Here is a 15250-nt window from a genome sequence, read left to right on the forward strand (position 1 = left end):
AATGTTTCGCGGATAAACAGGCTTTCAACCGGCAAAGAGATACAACAAAGCTCTGCTATAGAAAGCGAGCTTAGGGTTTGTAGTACGATTCGATTGTGTCGGCGAACCATTCTTGAATATCAGAAATGTCGTGATCAAGATCGACTATCCGTTCGCCAAGTGTGTCTTTTAAACCGCCAAACACAGTGATGCGAGTCTGGCCATCAAGCCTTGAGCAAATATTTACGGCGAATCGAACATTGTTGATCTCCGCAACGACACCAATCATGCGACTATCGTGCTCAGTGACAACAGGATTTAATCCACCGTCAAACAAGATTGCGTCAATTCGCCAAAGTGTGTCGCATACAACCTCGTTCGCAATCCGCTCCGCATAGACTTTCTGCTGAGGCAATAGGGCAACGGCATCTGACAAGGCCTGTTCTTCGGATTTAACTGCCGCGAGTACAGCATCGTTGTCTTGCTTTAGCTTCTGGAACCGCTCTTCCCAGTCTGACATTTGGAGCATTCCTTTTGAGGTGTGGAGGACTTTGTGTATTTGAATATAGTGGATTGCTGTTTAAGAATTATCCTGAATTATTTCAGTATAACGTATTAACTGTAGAATCAGTGGAATTTTGTTTAACCAAAAAGAAATTGTCAAGGGAAAATTGAGGATGTAAGTAATTAGCTTGAATGACTTGAATGGCTGAAACCGACCGCTGTAGGAAAGGTGAACCGTCAAACGTTGGTTTAAACGACTATGCCAAAGCCCATTCAGATGAAAATTGTTCAATCGAATCTGATTCCGTGCAAAGGTACGAGTTTAACTTACCCATACATAGTCCTCGAAATGGGCGTTTAAAAACGCAATTGAGAAAACGTTTGATTTTATCAAACGAGTGCAAATGTAAATCTTAGGTTAATCGGGTGACTGTCAACGAATGTGATTTCATATGTCGTGGGTTTCATGCGACCGATGAGTGATTGTGTGATAAGTGCAAAACGTCTAAAATCAATGGGTTTTCACCAGCAACGCTGATCTCAAATTCGACCCGGCCGGTAACTTAGTGCATTTGTTTGTTATGTGCGCCATGGATCGTATAGAGGCTAAAACTCCTCAATGTCCCCCCCACGATTGTGGTACACATGATGCAGATCATATGCGATTTGGATGAACAACTCATGTATTTCCCATTCTTCCAATTGATCTACGGATGCGGCGCCGTCGATTTCGCTGAGACCTTGTTCGATTCCGTCTGTAAAGTCTGAGAACGCATCTTTGCACTTGATGAACAATGTCTTTAAGTCTGCCAGCGTTGGCTCGTGCGTAATCCGATGTGCAAACTTGTTGCGTATCTTATTAATGCCTACGAGAGCATCCTTTTGTGCGTCTGTAATCGTGCTGATGTTATGATTTAGCGAAATTAGACGGGCATGCTTCAGATCGTCGGCATGCTGGGTGAGCGAGACATCGTAAATCTGAATGAGTTTTCGGAGCAGAAATTCAACCACTAGATGACCGGTGATGAAGGGCGACATCAGACGTTGAAGGTCGACCGCTCGCTCGTACAACTTCGTGAAGGAATCGATGGTCATGGATTCAACTGGACCTAAGATTTGTGGTTAGAACATAACGTCCAGCGTAACCAGCTGGCGATGTTACGCATTGATTTCAAATTTCGCCGGATTCGCCGCTCCGGTGCAAGGCCTTGTTATCTGATCATTTTGAGGTCTGGTGTTTTGTAAGGAACTCGCAAATGGCGTAGTAGTCTAATAGGCCAATGTGATTGGCCTTCAAATCGGCGCTGTCCAACGCCGGTTGTGTAAAAAAGGACGTGGTTGCAACCACACCTTTCGTTGCCTGCATCTCATCGCGGACGCCATTAATTCGTTGAACCACGTCGATCCCGACTTTGTTGTCTTTAGCATACCGCTTGCATTCAACTGCCAGCGTTTCATTTCCGGCGATCGTCGTCTTCCTTGCGATGATGTCCCGCCCTCCATCCCTTGACTGTTGGGTCAATTCCACTACATATCCTTCGCACGAGAACAATTCAGCCACGAGTTCTTCAAATTCACGCGGCGACAGGTGGTAGATTGCTGCAGGGTTCTCAGCCAAGTAGGAAAACAACTCATCGGTGATAGAAGTGGCCGATGTGTCAATGGAGGCCTTTGTGCCGTCTGGAAGCCACAACCCACTGACGACGTTGACCAAGTCTTCGAGTGAATCAATCTTGCGTGGGCGCCAGACTCGCTCAGTGGTCCATATTCGTTCAACAACTTTAGCGACTTGGAGTCGCACAACAGATTCCACAACCTCTGGCGGGGCGTCGGCCAGCGAAGGGTTGAAAAACACGAATGCACGAAACGATCCGTTTTCAGCTTTGTCGACCAGTTGCAGAACATTTGCGGCGTATGAGAGATCGTTTGGTGGGGAGAGACTGACAATTAACTCGTCGGAATTGAATGGTGATGTCGGCGTCGAGGTAATTCCATACCGGGCGTCGTCGCCGCGAAGATGCGAATCGATGTTAGATAACACGTGCCCTGTAAGCTGTTCGGCGAGTTCAGTGAAGCGGAAAGGGCGGTGGCTCATTGCAGGGGATTCAGATCAGATAACGTCTGGGGGCACCGGGCCGCGGCAAACCGTTTTGATTTCAAGAACCGCGCGGCCCGCGGCTCCGTGTGCAACCCATTGTTATGTGCCGGTTGGATAGAGTGGGCTTGCATTGTTGTTGTTTGCGAGCCAATCGCAGAACCCTTCAAGCTCAGGACCACCTATGTTGATAGTGTACTGCGTACCAAATATAGCAATCACAAAATACATTTCCTTCTTGGGAGTGTATAGAAGCGTGAATTCATGCGGGATGTCATATGGTAGCCCGGTGTCCGAATCGAGAAGCGGTTTTCTTTCCGGGTAGATTTGACACTCGTGATATGGCCAGTCGGCACTCCCTTCAGTAAATCGGGCGTAACGTCTTGATTCGTCAAGTGCAGAGTTGTTTATGTGGTCCGATAAGATTCCATCGTCCACCGGGAGCATTCGATAAGCGAGAGACTCGATCCCCATGACCAAGAGAAATCGCGAGAACAATCGTTGCGGCGGTTTCTCTGGAACGGGAAACATTGCTGTTAACCGATGAGATGTGAGTAAACGATTTACAAATCGGTCGTTGTCGGATTCGTCCGCTGCCGACAAATACCGTGAACCGTCGCGCGCGAACCCCATTTCCAACGATAGTGCATCTGGAAATGAGAGCATGTTTTGAACAGGCACCCGTTTTCGCTTGCTGGGGATCCCGTTGCGGTGACGAGCCTGCATCAAGAAATCGGAGCTAAGAAGAGGGCCTTCGATCTTTCGTGCGAAGTAGTTATTGCAACCATCGCAAACGATGCCCGGCGGCAATACGTGTTCAGTGTTTCCGAGAGATTCAGGAACAATGTGTTCGGAGGAAACAAAACTTGCCGTCATCGATTTGCAAAAGATGCATTGAAATGGTGTGTGCGCCATGAGGACTCCGTTCGTATTGATTTTCCGCTAAGACACACCAGCGATAGATTGGTTCGGGAGGCACATAACTATTGATACACAGAATATGTTTCTGTCTAAATCTATCAGGATTTCTGCCTATTACCAAATGACAACACATGGCCCAAAGTCCACTACCTAAGTCCTTCAGGGAATACCCCCCCTGGCAGCGGATGTTGATCCTCTCCTCTCAATCAGTATCACGCAGCATGACTGCTATCGCAACCGTTCCCCCAAGCTCCTTGACCAGATGCGAAATAAGTTACGAGTACTGCTTATAGCAGCGAATACTATTCTCTGTCTTTCATACTTACTTTGACAGTTTAAGGGGTTATGTGAACTCGCTTTGGTGAACCAACCGAAAGATATTACCGCGAAAATGCATGGCTTCCACGCACACGTATGGAGTCCGCGTATTGGGTGGTTTAAAAAACATTCGCGAATACCTTTTCATTAAAGACAGAGGGGGCGATAACCGCTTTTGCAAACACGTCATCTTCGCGGTAACGTTCCATCCAGTGGTTCAGTTCGAGAACATGGATATTATCGAACAGGAACATCGCTGGGATCACCGAGTCACGAATAATGAATGGATGGGTCAGTGCGTCCATGACATATCGTTTACTCTCAATGCCTAACTTGAATTAGACTGAATTATTTCGGTAAAACTCATTTAGGGTAGACTTATTAAAATTCTGTTTAACCAAGGATGGATTGTCAAGAAAATATGAGGAAATTGCAATGAACAAAGGAATTAAGTTGAAAGATTCGAATCGGTGAAACCATCCGCTGGCGGAAAGGTGTCCCGTCAAACCTTCCGTGTGACACGGGCTTCTATACACAGGGCAGTCTGATGTAGGAGTTGCTATCTATTCAAGATTCGCAGCGAACCCACATATGTCGGCTCGCCGCGTATTGCGAATCCTTCAGTCCCCTACTCCGATACTTCCGCTTCAATGCGTTCGATGTAGCCCTGAGCGAGCTGAAGTACCCGCACTGCCTGCGGCAGTTCAGCAAGACCAAATGAAGAAGTGAATTTTGTTTCATCCTCATCGCGGTAGGAACGTTGAATGTTGACGCTGTGAAATTCACGACCTCCCAGATTGGTCTCCACTTCGTTGACAAACACACTCGCGGAAACAAAACCGATGCGGAAAACTTTTACAGGTTTTTTGCCAGTGTTTCTTGTACTACTCTTTTTGGCCACATGGCACCTCACTTTCTTTCAAAAGATCAAGATTCGCTTTACGACACAATGTCGTTGAGCCAATGTGCCACGACATCACTTTTCGTGCAAAAAAGTCCTGTCTGATTTCAGAGGCGATTTTCTTTTCCAGCAGTCCCCTACTCTAAAGAAAGTTGTCGATTCAGTTACCAATATCTGTGACGTCCCCTCAATTTCTTGTGTCACATGGAAAATGGCTATTCACCATTCTCACAATTCTGTCTACCGAATTTCCCAACTGGGAACAGACGACAACTCAGTTTTAACTTCGCGACACGTGTCGCGACGGCGGTGTGCGACAGACGCAAGCCATGAAAAGTCTGAATCAGGACAGGTCGCAGGACAGGACCTGTTTGATGTCCTACGTCATGGCCCGAGTCATTGCGATGGGATGACTCGCGTCATGTCGCTTGTCTTTGCAGAATGGTTTCATACATCGGACTTTGAACAGACAAAGGAGACAGTTTCATCTGAGACAGAGAGTATGCCTTCAGGTAGGACAGGACGCGGACTATAGACGTTGTGTAGTGAGTCAAGTCGCACGGCAGGTTCACGTCAATGTCTCACGTCCTGATCCGAGTCAGAGTGGGGGACTGGCGTGCGTCGTGTCGCAATTTTCGATTGCATCTTTGATAACACCTCCGGCATACTCCGGGCATGACAAACGATCCCTTCATCACTTTCAAAGAGGCGGCAGATCTCCTTGGCGACGTCAGCAAGAAAACGATTGAACGTTTCTACAAGAGAGAAAAAGACAATCCTGAGTATGCTGATGCTTTTGAACACAGGCCCGATGCCAAAGGAGCCAAGTTTTTCATTCGAAAAAGCATCGCCCTACAGACTGAATTCAAACAGGGGAGTACTGGCAAGTCATCCACAGCGGACAATTCTGATGTCGTCAGAGAGGCCATTCATGAGCTTACCAACCAACTCCAAGTCAAGGACCAACAATTGGCAACAAAGGACCAGCAACTGGTAACAAAAGATAAACAAATTGAAAGCCTTCAGGAGAATTTAAAGAACGAACAGATACTCCATTTAAGAGCACAGGAAAAAGCGAGGCCATTTATTAAGTCTCTATTGATGTTGACCAGTCGTAAAAATCAAGAAGAGGGGATGCCTGATTCTGTTCCCAATCGACCGATCTCAGGCAGGAAGGTTAGAACCGGTTTTCTCATCACGTTCACAGTGGCCTTCGCCGTGCTGATCATCCTCATCATCGTCAAAATTATTCTGTCGTATTTCTTCTAATAACATTCGTCGTCGTTGTATGAGGACTCCAGCTAATCAGACATCGGCCTCTGAAGATAAATCCACTGAGACGAACATCTTCAAAGGCTTCGAACATCTGACGGCCAACTATATTTATTGCCCCAATCAGTTTTTTGAAGTCTGCCTGCGCCATCAGTCGCGGAGTTGTGTGAGGCTTGTGGCTTACATTCTTCGACAGACCCTGGGATATCTTGACAGGCATGGAGATCCTGTGAAACAGGACATCCGGGTTTCGTACAAAGACATTTCCCATTATGCCGGTGTTAGTACCAGGTCGATTCCCAAGGCACTGGCCGAGGCGGAATCCGGAAAATTCATTTGCTGTGTGACGCCAGGCATCGCCAAAGCCCCTGGCCAACGCGGTCAGGCAGCTGAGTACCGGCTCCAGTGGGGGAGTGATGGTGACAAATACACCAACGCCCCACAACGGTTCACCGGATTCTACACGGGCGAAGGCTATCGTTCTCCCATCCCGAATGGATACTTTGATGTTGTTGTCCCGCGAGAGACTCTAGCGATGGCAAAAGTGGTAGGAACGGTTTTACGTCACACGGTAGGCTACGCCAATCAGTTTGGCACCGGGCGACGTTCTCACGCTCCATTGCCGTACAGTTACATTCACCAGTTTGCAAATCTTAACGATCCCAAGACGCTGTCAGATACCCTCAAAAAGGCCCAGCAAAAAGGCTATATAAAGCGAGTGACTGCAGGTTGTTTTGACACAAATGCAGGTAAACAAAGCCGTGCCGCCAGTTATGCCGTGATCTGGCAGCCTGAAGCCGCAAAAGTCGATAAGACAGCAAAAACCCTAGCGGCCTGTGCTGAAGACGGCAAAATCCCTAGCGAGAAGACGGCAGAAAGCCTATCGGAAAAAGACGGCAATAACCCCAGCGATAGAAAGACAGGTTTCAAAGACTCTTCTAAACAACAGGCTGAATTTGTTGTTGCTCCTGAATTCCAGGAATCCTTTCAGTTACTGATGCAGGTCGATTTCAATGGAGAGCGATTCAGCCAGGAGACAGCCTTGCAGCTGGCTCAGAGTAGGGGACTGTCAGAAATTCAACAACAGATCGCTTGGTTACCCAAGAGGAAAGCTGATCGCAATCCATTGGGAATGCTCCGAATTGCAATTGAGCAGAACTGGTCTGCACCAACGGAAGTTCAAGAACGAGAGCGAAATCGGGCCAACGCTCACAAGGAAAAAAAGAGAGAACTGGCAAAGGCCACTCGGATGGATGAAATTGACCGTGCCAAACAGGAACGTCGTTTTAACAGACAACAAGCCATGCCTTGGTGGAATGGACTTTCAAGAGAGAAGCAGGCTGCAATCAAACAAGAAGCATACGAGCGGCTGGATAGTGACTTTCATCGAAAACGCTTTCGCACAAATGACAAATTTTGCCTGGAGAAATGCCTGGATGAGCTGTGTCTCCAAGAGGGAATAGTTCCTGCCATGACTTCCGTTTCTAACTGACTTTTATCTTATTCTCCAACACTTCATGCCTGCCACTCAAGTGATTGATAACACAATTCATTTCCAGCGATACAACTCAGGAGTTTTTACCACATGGAATGATGATTTTGTTCCGAATGAATTTCAAAAACAGAACAAAAAACATTTAGTAAAAGTGGTTAAAGAGAAAAAGCAGAATCAGAAGCGACGAGAACTACAACAGACTATTTTAAAACTTCTAATTGATGCCGATGATCAGCCAGTACATATCAATGAGATCGCCGCGCACATTCACCGTTCGCCAAGAGCGACGGTGCGATTTCTTCGTAAGCACGCAGATGACTTATGGATTGATCGGAATGGTGAGAGAATATTGTGGTACACATCACTTCGTTTTCTTCCTGACCGGCTCTTTTATTAACATCAGTTCGATCAAATTCAGATGCTCATTCACAATTCTTCAACAAATCTTGGCCACCTCAGAGCGGTGAATACGAAAATCACCACATCAAATTAAGGTACCATGTAGGTTCCCCTGTAACCCTCCCTGCTAACAGGGAAGCCAACAGGGGAGTGCCGGCGATCGGAGATCGACACGGCATCGGCTTGGGAAAGCCGAAAAGTCGCCACTAGGAGTGGCACACCGCTCACGGGCTGTCACCCGCGAGGCAGCAGCCTCCGACACGCCCCGTGGAAGGGGACGGCTCCATCTGCTGCCTCGCGGCTTCCTGCGTCAGCTCTCTCGCGGGTGCCACACATCGCCCCCGACGGGGATCGGCCGCAGAGCAGGTACTTCTGCCCGTGCTATTCGCACGGGAGACACTTCCCACAATTGCGTTTCACCGCCCCTAGAACGCGCACCATCTTCACTCGTGGACAGTGGGTAAAAACGGTCGAATTCCGGAATATTTATAAATAGTATAGCTAAAATGGAACGGCCGCTTAGCTGTGCATTATCGCGCTTGTGGTGATAGTATTGAACTTAGATTTCGTCCGATCCGCAATCCCGGTGATTTTTTTTGTTATGTTGTGACTTTTTTCTCTTGGGTTTGCAGTCGCTTAATCCAGATGTAAAGCACCAACGCAATCACGACAAATACCCATCCGCTCCAGAACATCGCGCTGTCAGCGTTTGCTAGAAGAGGGTCTGGTATTCCAAGATATCGTACTGCAAGTTGCTGCAGCACTGGTTGCCACCAAGGTGCTGCGATCAGTGCCACACCAGCTATTGCGAAGAATTTTGCGAATCTTGCGTTTGGGTCACCAAACCAAAGTAGCGCTATTGCATGAATCGTCTCCGACATCGTATGCGGGACAGATGCTGGTGTGGCGAAAATATTTGATTTATTTTGTTGGTTGCTCTGGTCGACAACTGATGGCAAAATCTCAAAAAAAATAGGGCAGTCTCTGGCCCAGTTGATAGGTGGGTTTAATAACGTTTCGTGTTTTCAAGAACTCACAGACGGAGTTCTTTTGGCTGTTATCAATATCAATGCCATCGAAGAGTATGTCGACGGAAGTTCCCATTGTTCCGCTCTTGAACATATCAGCGAGTCGGTTTAGACACGTAATTTCAACATCTGCAAACGACATAGGCTCATCAGCAGATTTTTCAGGCACACGTAGCTGCTCAGCTACGGAAAGAAGTTGCGGGAGAATCGTAATGGTATCCCGATCAAGGAATTCGACCATCTGAAATCGTCGAAAACGGTCAACCACTTTCACTACATGTTCACGACCGAGTTCTTTGTACTGCGGGAAATCGCTGATAGCAACGTATTCGCCTTGAGTGTCAAAGTGTTCGGACAGGAATGTAAGACATTCGGCATCGTATTCGTCGAAGGATATTTCTATTCGTGTCATTACTGGATCTACTTTTGCCACAAAACTTGTTATTCACCTATATGGGCTTGTTCAGATATAATTCAAGCCTATCTATTTCATTTCCCACTTCACCATGACCAAGATCGCGACGCATAGAAATAGCCGCATTATTTCAGATTACTCAGGCTTTCTTAACCGTTCGAAATCCCATATCTGGGTTTGTGTTTTCTGGTAGAAGCCATGCACGAAAGGAACACGCTAGTTCGTTCTCATTACTACCCCATGAACCACCTTTAAAGACTTTGAACTTGTCGTCATGCGGATCGCCTCGATTCACTATCAGGTCCGCTGCAGTCGTCTCTGGTTTATGATCCCAATCATCTTGGCACCACTCTTTGATATTTCCCGCAATGTCAAAAATGCCGAATGTGTTTGGTGGATATTTACCGACCTCCGTTGTATCTCCAACGACCATGCCATAATTAGCGATTGCTTCGTTGATATGATTGCCCCATGGATAAACCGATTGTTTTTTATCTCCACGGGCTGCTTTTTCATATTCAATTTCTGTCGGCAATCTATAACCATCTTTCTCAAAATCGAAGGAAAACAGGTTTTCACAGTCGTAGCATGGTGTTCTCCCTTCCTTCTGACTCCTCCAGTTGCAAAATGCAGCTGCTGCCAACCAGTTTACCCATGTTACTGGATGATCTTTTTTACCTCGCGGATACATATCTCCCTGCCAAGTAAACAGGTAGTATGTATTCATGTGGAAGCTTACGCTTGCATCCTTTCCCCATTCGGGACAGTCATTAATGAAATCTTTGAATTGGCCATTTGTTATTGGGAAGCGATCAATTTTAAAAGCATCAGTGTAAACTTCATTGAGTGGAAAGTGATTGATGCCTGGTTCTTTTGATCCCATCAGAAATGAACCAGCTGGAATCGAAGACATTGATCCAATATCAAATCCTTCCGTGAGATCTCCAAAGGAAAGCCGATTCTGTAGACGTCCAAAAGCATCTATAACGTCTGATCGAAGATGAGACATTTCCGACTTTAGTTCATCAATCATCCGATCTCGGGTCGCAATGAATGACAATTGTTCTTCTCGGTTCATTTCAATGTCGAGAAAATCCAAACGTAACCCATAGCACTGAGGGGAATCGAGCAGGGAAGCTATTCGTTCTAAATGGTATAATTCAACACGTTTATCGCCTGCAACTGTCTGAAGTGTCTCTCTTTCTGCCAATCGCAACTCTTGGTTTGTTACAAATACAATTCCGTCTGCGGCGTTAGCCGCTACTCCATCCAAGTCGCCATGCAACTTGTCTTTGATCCGATGAAATGACTGAGGACCACGAGGAAAATATGCAGCACCGATCCATTTGAGCGAATCACGTTGGCAAACCACATCCTTTAGGCCATCCGGTCCACCGAGAGGATGACTAGGGTCGATGGATTCATAGCCTTCGGCGCGGAGAATATGCGCAGACAATCGCTCAGAAGCGGGTTGTCCACGATCCCAATCTAGTAGTCGAGACCAAGTTTCATTTCCATTTGTCCGTCTTCGCGTCATAGGCCTGGCACCTAACTCCTCAGTTAACCTCGATGGGAACATAACGCTGATATATTCGGTTTTTTAGATTGTTAGCCTGAGGCGGGGAGCCATGTTGTTCGCAAATTGAATCATTCATCTTTACTACATCACATTTAAATTACTGCATCAGAAGCCCTTGGTTCGAAAGATAGGCCAAGCTTTTCTTTGAGATATGACTTCAGGCAAAAGACCTCAATCTTATGGGCTTTTTTAGGGTTGTCTAAGAAATAGTGTGTGTGATCATTATCGGAATCAGACGATATGATTTGCATTTTCCTTTCTTCATTATTGATGTCTTTCAGAATATCATCGTGCTTGATGTCAGTATCCCAACAAACAACACTATGAAGATTTTCAAATGAATGATTGAATTCTCTGGATAAGGTTCTTTTAAACTCGACATAGAAAAGTTTAGCGCTGGCTATTGGGGTATTTTTGTCACCTTTGGCTATTACGTCGATACCGTCATGGGTGTCATAGTCAATGACATGAAAAGGAAAAAGACCATCGTTTAGTTGAGACAGAATTAGGAATATTGAAAAAACTCCGCTTTCTCTTTCTGGTTCCACCAACGTGACCCCCTCGTATACAGCAATATTAGCTCTGTTTACTTTTTTTAATCTCCACTCGAAATTTTTCTTTTCTTTTTCAGTTGTTTGGTAAGCATGGGCTTCTTCTTCTAGCCATTCCATAGACGTCCATTCGTCGCTTTTTACAATACTATCGTATATCTTTCTGATCTCATCTTTTAGATCATGAAGAATTTCTGAAGGGGTATTGTCTATTGATCCCCTATTTGCTGTGAGTTTTATGTCTTGGCAATTAACAAACGCATGAAATTTTGTGTATTCTGAGCCTTTATATGTAATCCACTCATTTTTTTTCTGGATGGGTATGTAATCCTTGCATACCCATAGGCCGTATCTTTCTTGAATTGTGTATGCACCTTCAGGAGCAGAATAACCAGGCCGTCTTATCATTTGGTTGTAGTCATATTTTACATATTTCCCTTCTATGCAAAAAATAGCTTCAAATTTAATCTCAGGGAAATTTTTTAATACACCTTCTTTTACAATTTTTTTTGAATAGTGATCAGGGGCCTTGACCATGTAATCATCGAGAAGTTTGTGTATATCTTTGCTATTTTCCGGAAAATAATGCCCCTGTGTAACTTCTTCGAAAGCAGTTTCACCAAGACCTTTTAAAAATAATTTAACCTCGTATTCAGGTTCGTGAAATTGTTTTTCTACGGACCCATGTTTTGTAAACCAGATTATGTAATCTTTCAGAATAAGGTGCGTAAATTTATCACGGCGATTGTTATTATAGCTGTATATTATGATTTCTGTGCCTTTATCAATTTCACCCATGGGCGTTACATCAACTGTAGGAATTTCTCTATCGAACAACTTTCTGAAAGGCTCTTCCATTATTGCGCCGAACCCTTCGCTGCCGGTTGAAGTTAGAACTTCAATTTTTCTACTATTAAAGTAGACCTTTGTCCCATGGCCCTTTTCTCCAATTGTTGTTTCGTCATTTCTGCGTGTTGAGTTACCTAAATCAAAGAAACTTTGGAGTTGATCAGCTGTCATTCCAGAGCCATTGTCTTTGAGTGTGATTTTTAGAACTGATTCTCCATATTGCTTGATAACTTCAAAGGTTATTTTTATCTCGGTACATTTGGCATCATATGAATTGCTAATAGCTTCTCTAACAAGGTCTAAAGGATTTGAGAAGTCATTGGCGATTTCTATAAATTCCTGAGTTTCATCCACCTTTGGCGTGATAACATAAGGCTTCATCGATCCTCCAGTAACTGGGTGTAGTTAAAATAACGATGGGATTCTATTTTAGTATCTACCTTAGATTTACATTTTATTCATGGCACCCACTATTCCTAGGGAAGTCCATTACCTACCGAAACGTGCAACTGTAAAGTGCATTTTGTGTATACGACAGGAAAATTGTCAATCAGATGAATTAGCATACTTTTCTTACCATTATGGCTTTTTAAAGCTCCATTTGCCAACAACGAATCATTACTTTTGTCTGGTACGGACATCTAAGTTGTTAATGATTAACGGCCATTCGTCTAGCAATACTGACTCCGGCTGTCGATTTTTATAATTTCCATCACAAATAGCTGACGTCCAGATATATTGCACCGGCCCAAATTCTGCGAGCAGGGGAATCGAAACCCGTGCTCCATTTTCCCCTTCCATGTCATTATCAAACATCACCCCAACTGGAACACCAATTTCCCGTGCTTGATCACTAATTCGCCTGGCTTGTTCCCGTGTGATGACATTACTGCATATAGCAAACGCATCAATCCCAAGAGTGCTGAGGGCAATTCGGTCATTCGGTCCTTCCACGACTATTAAAACGCCGATCTCATCGCGAATCCGTCGTTGAACGTCTTCTTTGCCCCAGTCGTGTTGACCATAGACTTCCAAACCCCGATGAAATCCTTTGGGAAACCGAAATTTTGCAGGCTCTTTCTCTGTTCTGCCGCCTACCACCCAAGCGGCGTGTTGTTTTTCATACTGAAGGTTGCGGCCGAACCAGGCCAGAGGCTCTCCCTGTTCATTTGGGTAACAGTAGACCCAATCTCCCTGTAAGATACCACCACGGAAATCGTCTCCACTCCCCGGACGTGGCAGATACCCGCATCGATGTTCCCGGCAGACTTCCGGCGTTAAAAAAGGATGTTTCCGCACATAAGCAGCTGCGTGACGATTCATATTTTCATCGGGAATGACGATGAAACGTTCATCGAGGTGAATCAGTCCGCGTGCTCGTTCATTGGGATGATTTACGAGGGGCACATTGACTAACGGTTCTTCAGCAGGTTGAACTTCCGATGGCGTTTCTTTTTCGGTGGTTTCTGTTGATGAACCTCCAATGATTCTTCTCAGGTCTTCCCGTATTTCAATGAACCGTTCCCGTTTGGGGGACTTTCCTCCATAGTTGGTTCCGGGCTTCATCAGGTCGCACATCGTGACCAGATTGCCACCCTTGCCGCAGCCATATTGATGGCACCGCCAGCGTTTCACGGGACTGTTGGAATCAATGGCAATGGCCCGGTTGCCCGTCTCTTCGCATTTCCCGCAATTGAGGAAACAACGCGTCCGGATGTCTTTTCCGATCTGTTGCAGCGGCCCCGGATCAACGCCATAGAAACGGCACACGTCTTCGAGGTCGGCCTGCTGCTGCAACTGGTCTATTTCTACGAAGCGGGCTTTTTCTGAAGACATCAAGTCAGAGTGGAAGCAAAAAATGAATAGGAATGCTACTCTGCCCCGCACTTTATGACAAGCAATCCCTCTTACCAACCCACACCGCGTGATACCGAACTGCTTCGAGTCATTGAACTGCTATCACCAACGGCGGAACAGATCTTCCAGTGGAGTCAAACCTTTGAGAAGCCGATCACACCGTTTTCCGATATTGGTGATCTGCGAACCCGTCTGAAAAAACTCCATGCCGCAGGCTTGGTGCGACGGTGGCGTCTGGCCATCGAGAGTCAGGGAGTCGCTCCCTATTACTATAAGCTCAGCCTGGAAGGGCATCGCACCCTGTACGGTAAAGGGGCGAAACCCAAACGATCTCGGTCTTTCTCAGCAATCGGGCTCTCATTGCACACGCACACCAAAGCACTTGCGGATTTCATTGTACATACGAAGGTGGCTGCTCACCGAGTTGGGGCCTCGTTAACGGACGCCTATTCGGAGAATGAATATTGCATTTCCGTTGATGAAGAGTCGCTCAAATTCGATGGCCGGTTCACTCTTCTGAAATCCGATGTGCGCAGGGCTTATCAGGTAGAGCTCGACTGTAGTACCGAATCAAATCTGTCTGCTCAATCCACAGACAGCATTGCCCGCAAGATTCGCATTCTCGATGCCTATGATGCTCAGTTTGAGGATGCCCGCGATCCGCAACGAGCTATCACCTTATTCGTCTGCAATCGTAGTCCTGAACGAGTGCGACACATACTCGAAACTGCCCGAAACCTGGTACGGAACCCCAACCGCTCGCTGATCTATGGGATCTATCTTCCTGACTACCTCGCTACAGCCGATTCCCTCACTACCGCCTGTTTTCTCAATCATCGGGAAGAGCCGGTAGCCCTCTGGCCTGAGAAGGTAAGCCAGGCCACGACTCACGATGTTCGTACATTGTCTTCAGCTTCCGTCATGTGATAGGCTGCGTCGTCTTGCCGGCAGGCCCCCAACCGGTGTGAAGGCGGGCCAGTCTGTCCTCACCCTCTCCGATCACCACAGTTTGGGAATCACTCGGCGACGTTTGTGGTAAGCGTTTCCGACTCCCCGGATTGGGAAAAACATCCAAGAGGGATCGGCC

14 protein-coding genes are annotated in these 15250 nt (G+C 46.2%); 3 read left to right on the forward strand and 11 right to left on the reverse strand.

The genetic code is table 11. The annotated features are described in order from the left end of the window. Positions 1 to 70: 70 nt before the first annotated feature. The 6 genes from Pan241w_RS16995 to Pan241w_RS17020 all read right to left on the reverse strand — a co-directional run bounded on the left by Pan241w_RS16995 (position 71) and on the right by Pan241w_RS17020 (position 4718). Complete coding sequence (locus tag Pan241w_RS16995; RefSeq protein ID WP_145218152.1) at positions 71 to 499, reverse strand: hypothetical protein; 429 nt, start codon at positions 497 to 499, stop codon at positions 71 to 73. 590 nt (positions 500 to 1089) lie between these two features. Continuing rightward, complete coding sequence (locus Pan241w_RS17000; protein WP_145218154.1) at positions 1090 to 1578, reverse strand: hypothetical protein; 489 nt, start codon at positions 1576 to 1578, stop codon at positions 1090 to 1092. 124 nt (positions 1579 to 1702) lie between these two features. Next, positions 1703 to 2578: a restriction endonuclease gene (locus Pan241w_RS17005; protein WP_145218156.1), complete on the reverse strand. Its 876-nt coding sequence runs from the start codon at positions 2576 to 2578 to the stop codon at positions 1703 to 1705. A gap of 102 nt (positions 2579 to 2680) precedes the next feature. Further along, complete coding sequence (locus Pan241w_RS17010; protein ID WP_145218158.1) at positions 2681 to 3493, reverse strand: HNH endonuclease; 813 nt, start codon at positions 3491 to 3493, stop codon at positions 2681 to 2683. 443 nt (positions 3494 to 3936) lie between these two features. Further along, positions 3937 to 4122 carry a hypothetical protein gene (locus Pan241w_RS17015; protein WP_145218160.1) on the reverse strand — a complete coding sequence of 62 codons (186 nt, stop codon included), beginning with the start codon at positions 4120 to 4122 and terminating at the stop codon, positions 3937 to 3939. 323 nt (positions 4123 to 4445) lie between these two features. Beyond that, positions 4446 to 4718, reverse strand: a complete 273-nt coding sequence (locus tag Pan241w_RS17020) for a hypothetical protein (RefSeq protein WP_145218162.1) — start codon at positions 4716 to 4718, stop codon at positions 4446 to 4448. A 675-nt stretch (positions 4719 to 5393) separates the two neighbouring features. Between Pan241w_RS17020 and Pan241w_RS17025 the strand changes: the two genes are divergently transcribed. Together Pan241w_RS17025 and Pan241w_RS17030 are read left to right on the forward strand one after the other, a co-directional pair. Then, positions 5394 to 5987 carry a hypothetical protein gene (locus tag Pan241w_RS17025; protein WP_145218164.1) on the forward strand — a complete coding sequence of 198 codons (594 nt, stop codon included), beginning with the start codon at positions 5394 to 5396 and terminating at the stop codon, positions 5985 to 5987. A 232-nt stretch (positions 5988 to 6219) separates the two neighbouring features. Then, the gene (locus Pan241w_RS17030; RefSeq protein ID WP_145218166.1) at positions 6220 to 7482 is read left to right on the forward strand and encodes a hypothetical protein; all 1263 of its coding nucleotides are present in this window, start codon (positions 6220 to 6222) and stop codon (positions 7480 to 7482) included. 1001 nt (positions 7483 to 8483) lie between these two features. Here Pan241w_RS17030 and Pan241w_RS17035 read toward each other — a convergent pair. The 5 genes from Pan241w_RS17035 to Pan241w_RS17055 form a co-directional block, all read right to left on the reverse strand. Beyond that, positions 8484 to 8765 carry a hypothetical protein gene (locus tag Pan241w_RS17035; RefSeq protein WP_145218168.1) on the reverse strand — a complete coding sequence of 94 codons (282 nt, stop codon included), beginning with the start codon at positions 8763 to 8765 and terminating at the stop codon, positions 8484 to 8486. An 82-nt stretch (positions 8766 to 8847) separates the two neighbouring features. After that, positions 8848 to 9345, reverse strand: coding sequence for a hypothetical protein (locus Pan241w_RS17040; protein ID WP_145218170.1), 498 nt, complete (start codon positions 9343 to 9345; stop codon positions 8848 to 8850). A gap of 121 nt (positions 9346 to 9466) precedes the next feature. Next, entirely contained in the window at positions 9467 to 10864 is a 1398-nt protein-coding gene (locus Pan241w_RS17045; RefSeq protein ID WP_197999980.1) for an SUMF1/EgtB/PvdO family nonheme iron enzyme, read from the reverse strand. Positions 10865 to 10998: 134 nt separating this feature from the next. Further along, a complete protein-coding gene (locus Pan241w_RS17050) occupies positions 10999 to 12687 on the reverse strand; it encodes an ATP-binding protein (protein WP_145218174.1) in 1689 nt (562 codons plus the stop codon). Between the two features lie 237 nt (positions 12688 to 12924). Then, positions 12925 to 14142 (reverse strand): toprim domain-containing protein, encoded by a 1218-nt coding sequence (locus Pan241w_RS17055; RefSeq protein ID WP_145218176.1) that lies wholly within the window; start codon positions 14140 to 14142, stop codon positions 12925 to 12927. Positions 14143 to 14196: 54 nt separating this feature from the next. Here Pan241w_RS17055 and Pan241w_RS17060 point away from each other — a divergent pair, with 54 nt between their 5' ends. Further along, entirely contained in the window at positions 14197 to 15090 is an 894-nt protein-coding gene (locus tag Pan241w_RS17060) for a replication-relaxation family protein (protein WP_145218178.1), read from the forward strand. The last annotated feature ends 160 nt before the right edge of the window (positions 15091 to 15250 follow it).

Source organism: Gimesia alba (assembly GCF_007744675.1).
Taxonomy (GTDB): Bacteria; Planctomycetota; Planctomycetia; order Planctomycetales; family Planctomycetaceae; genus Gimesia; species Gimesia alba.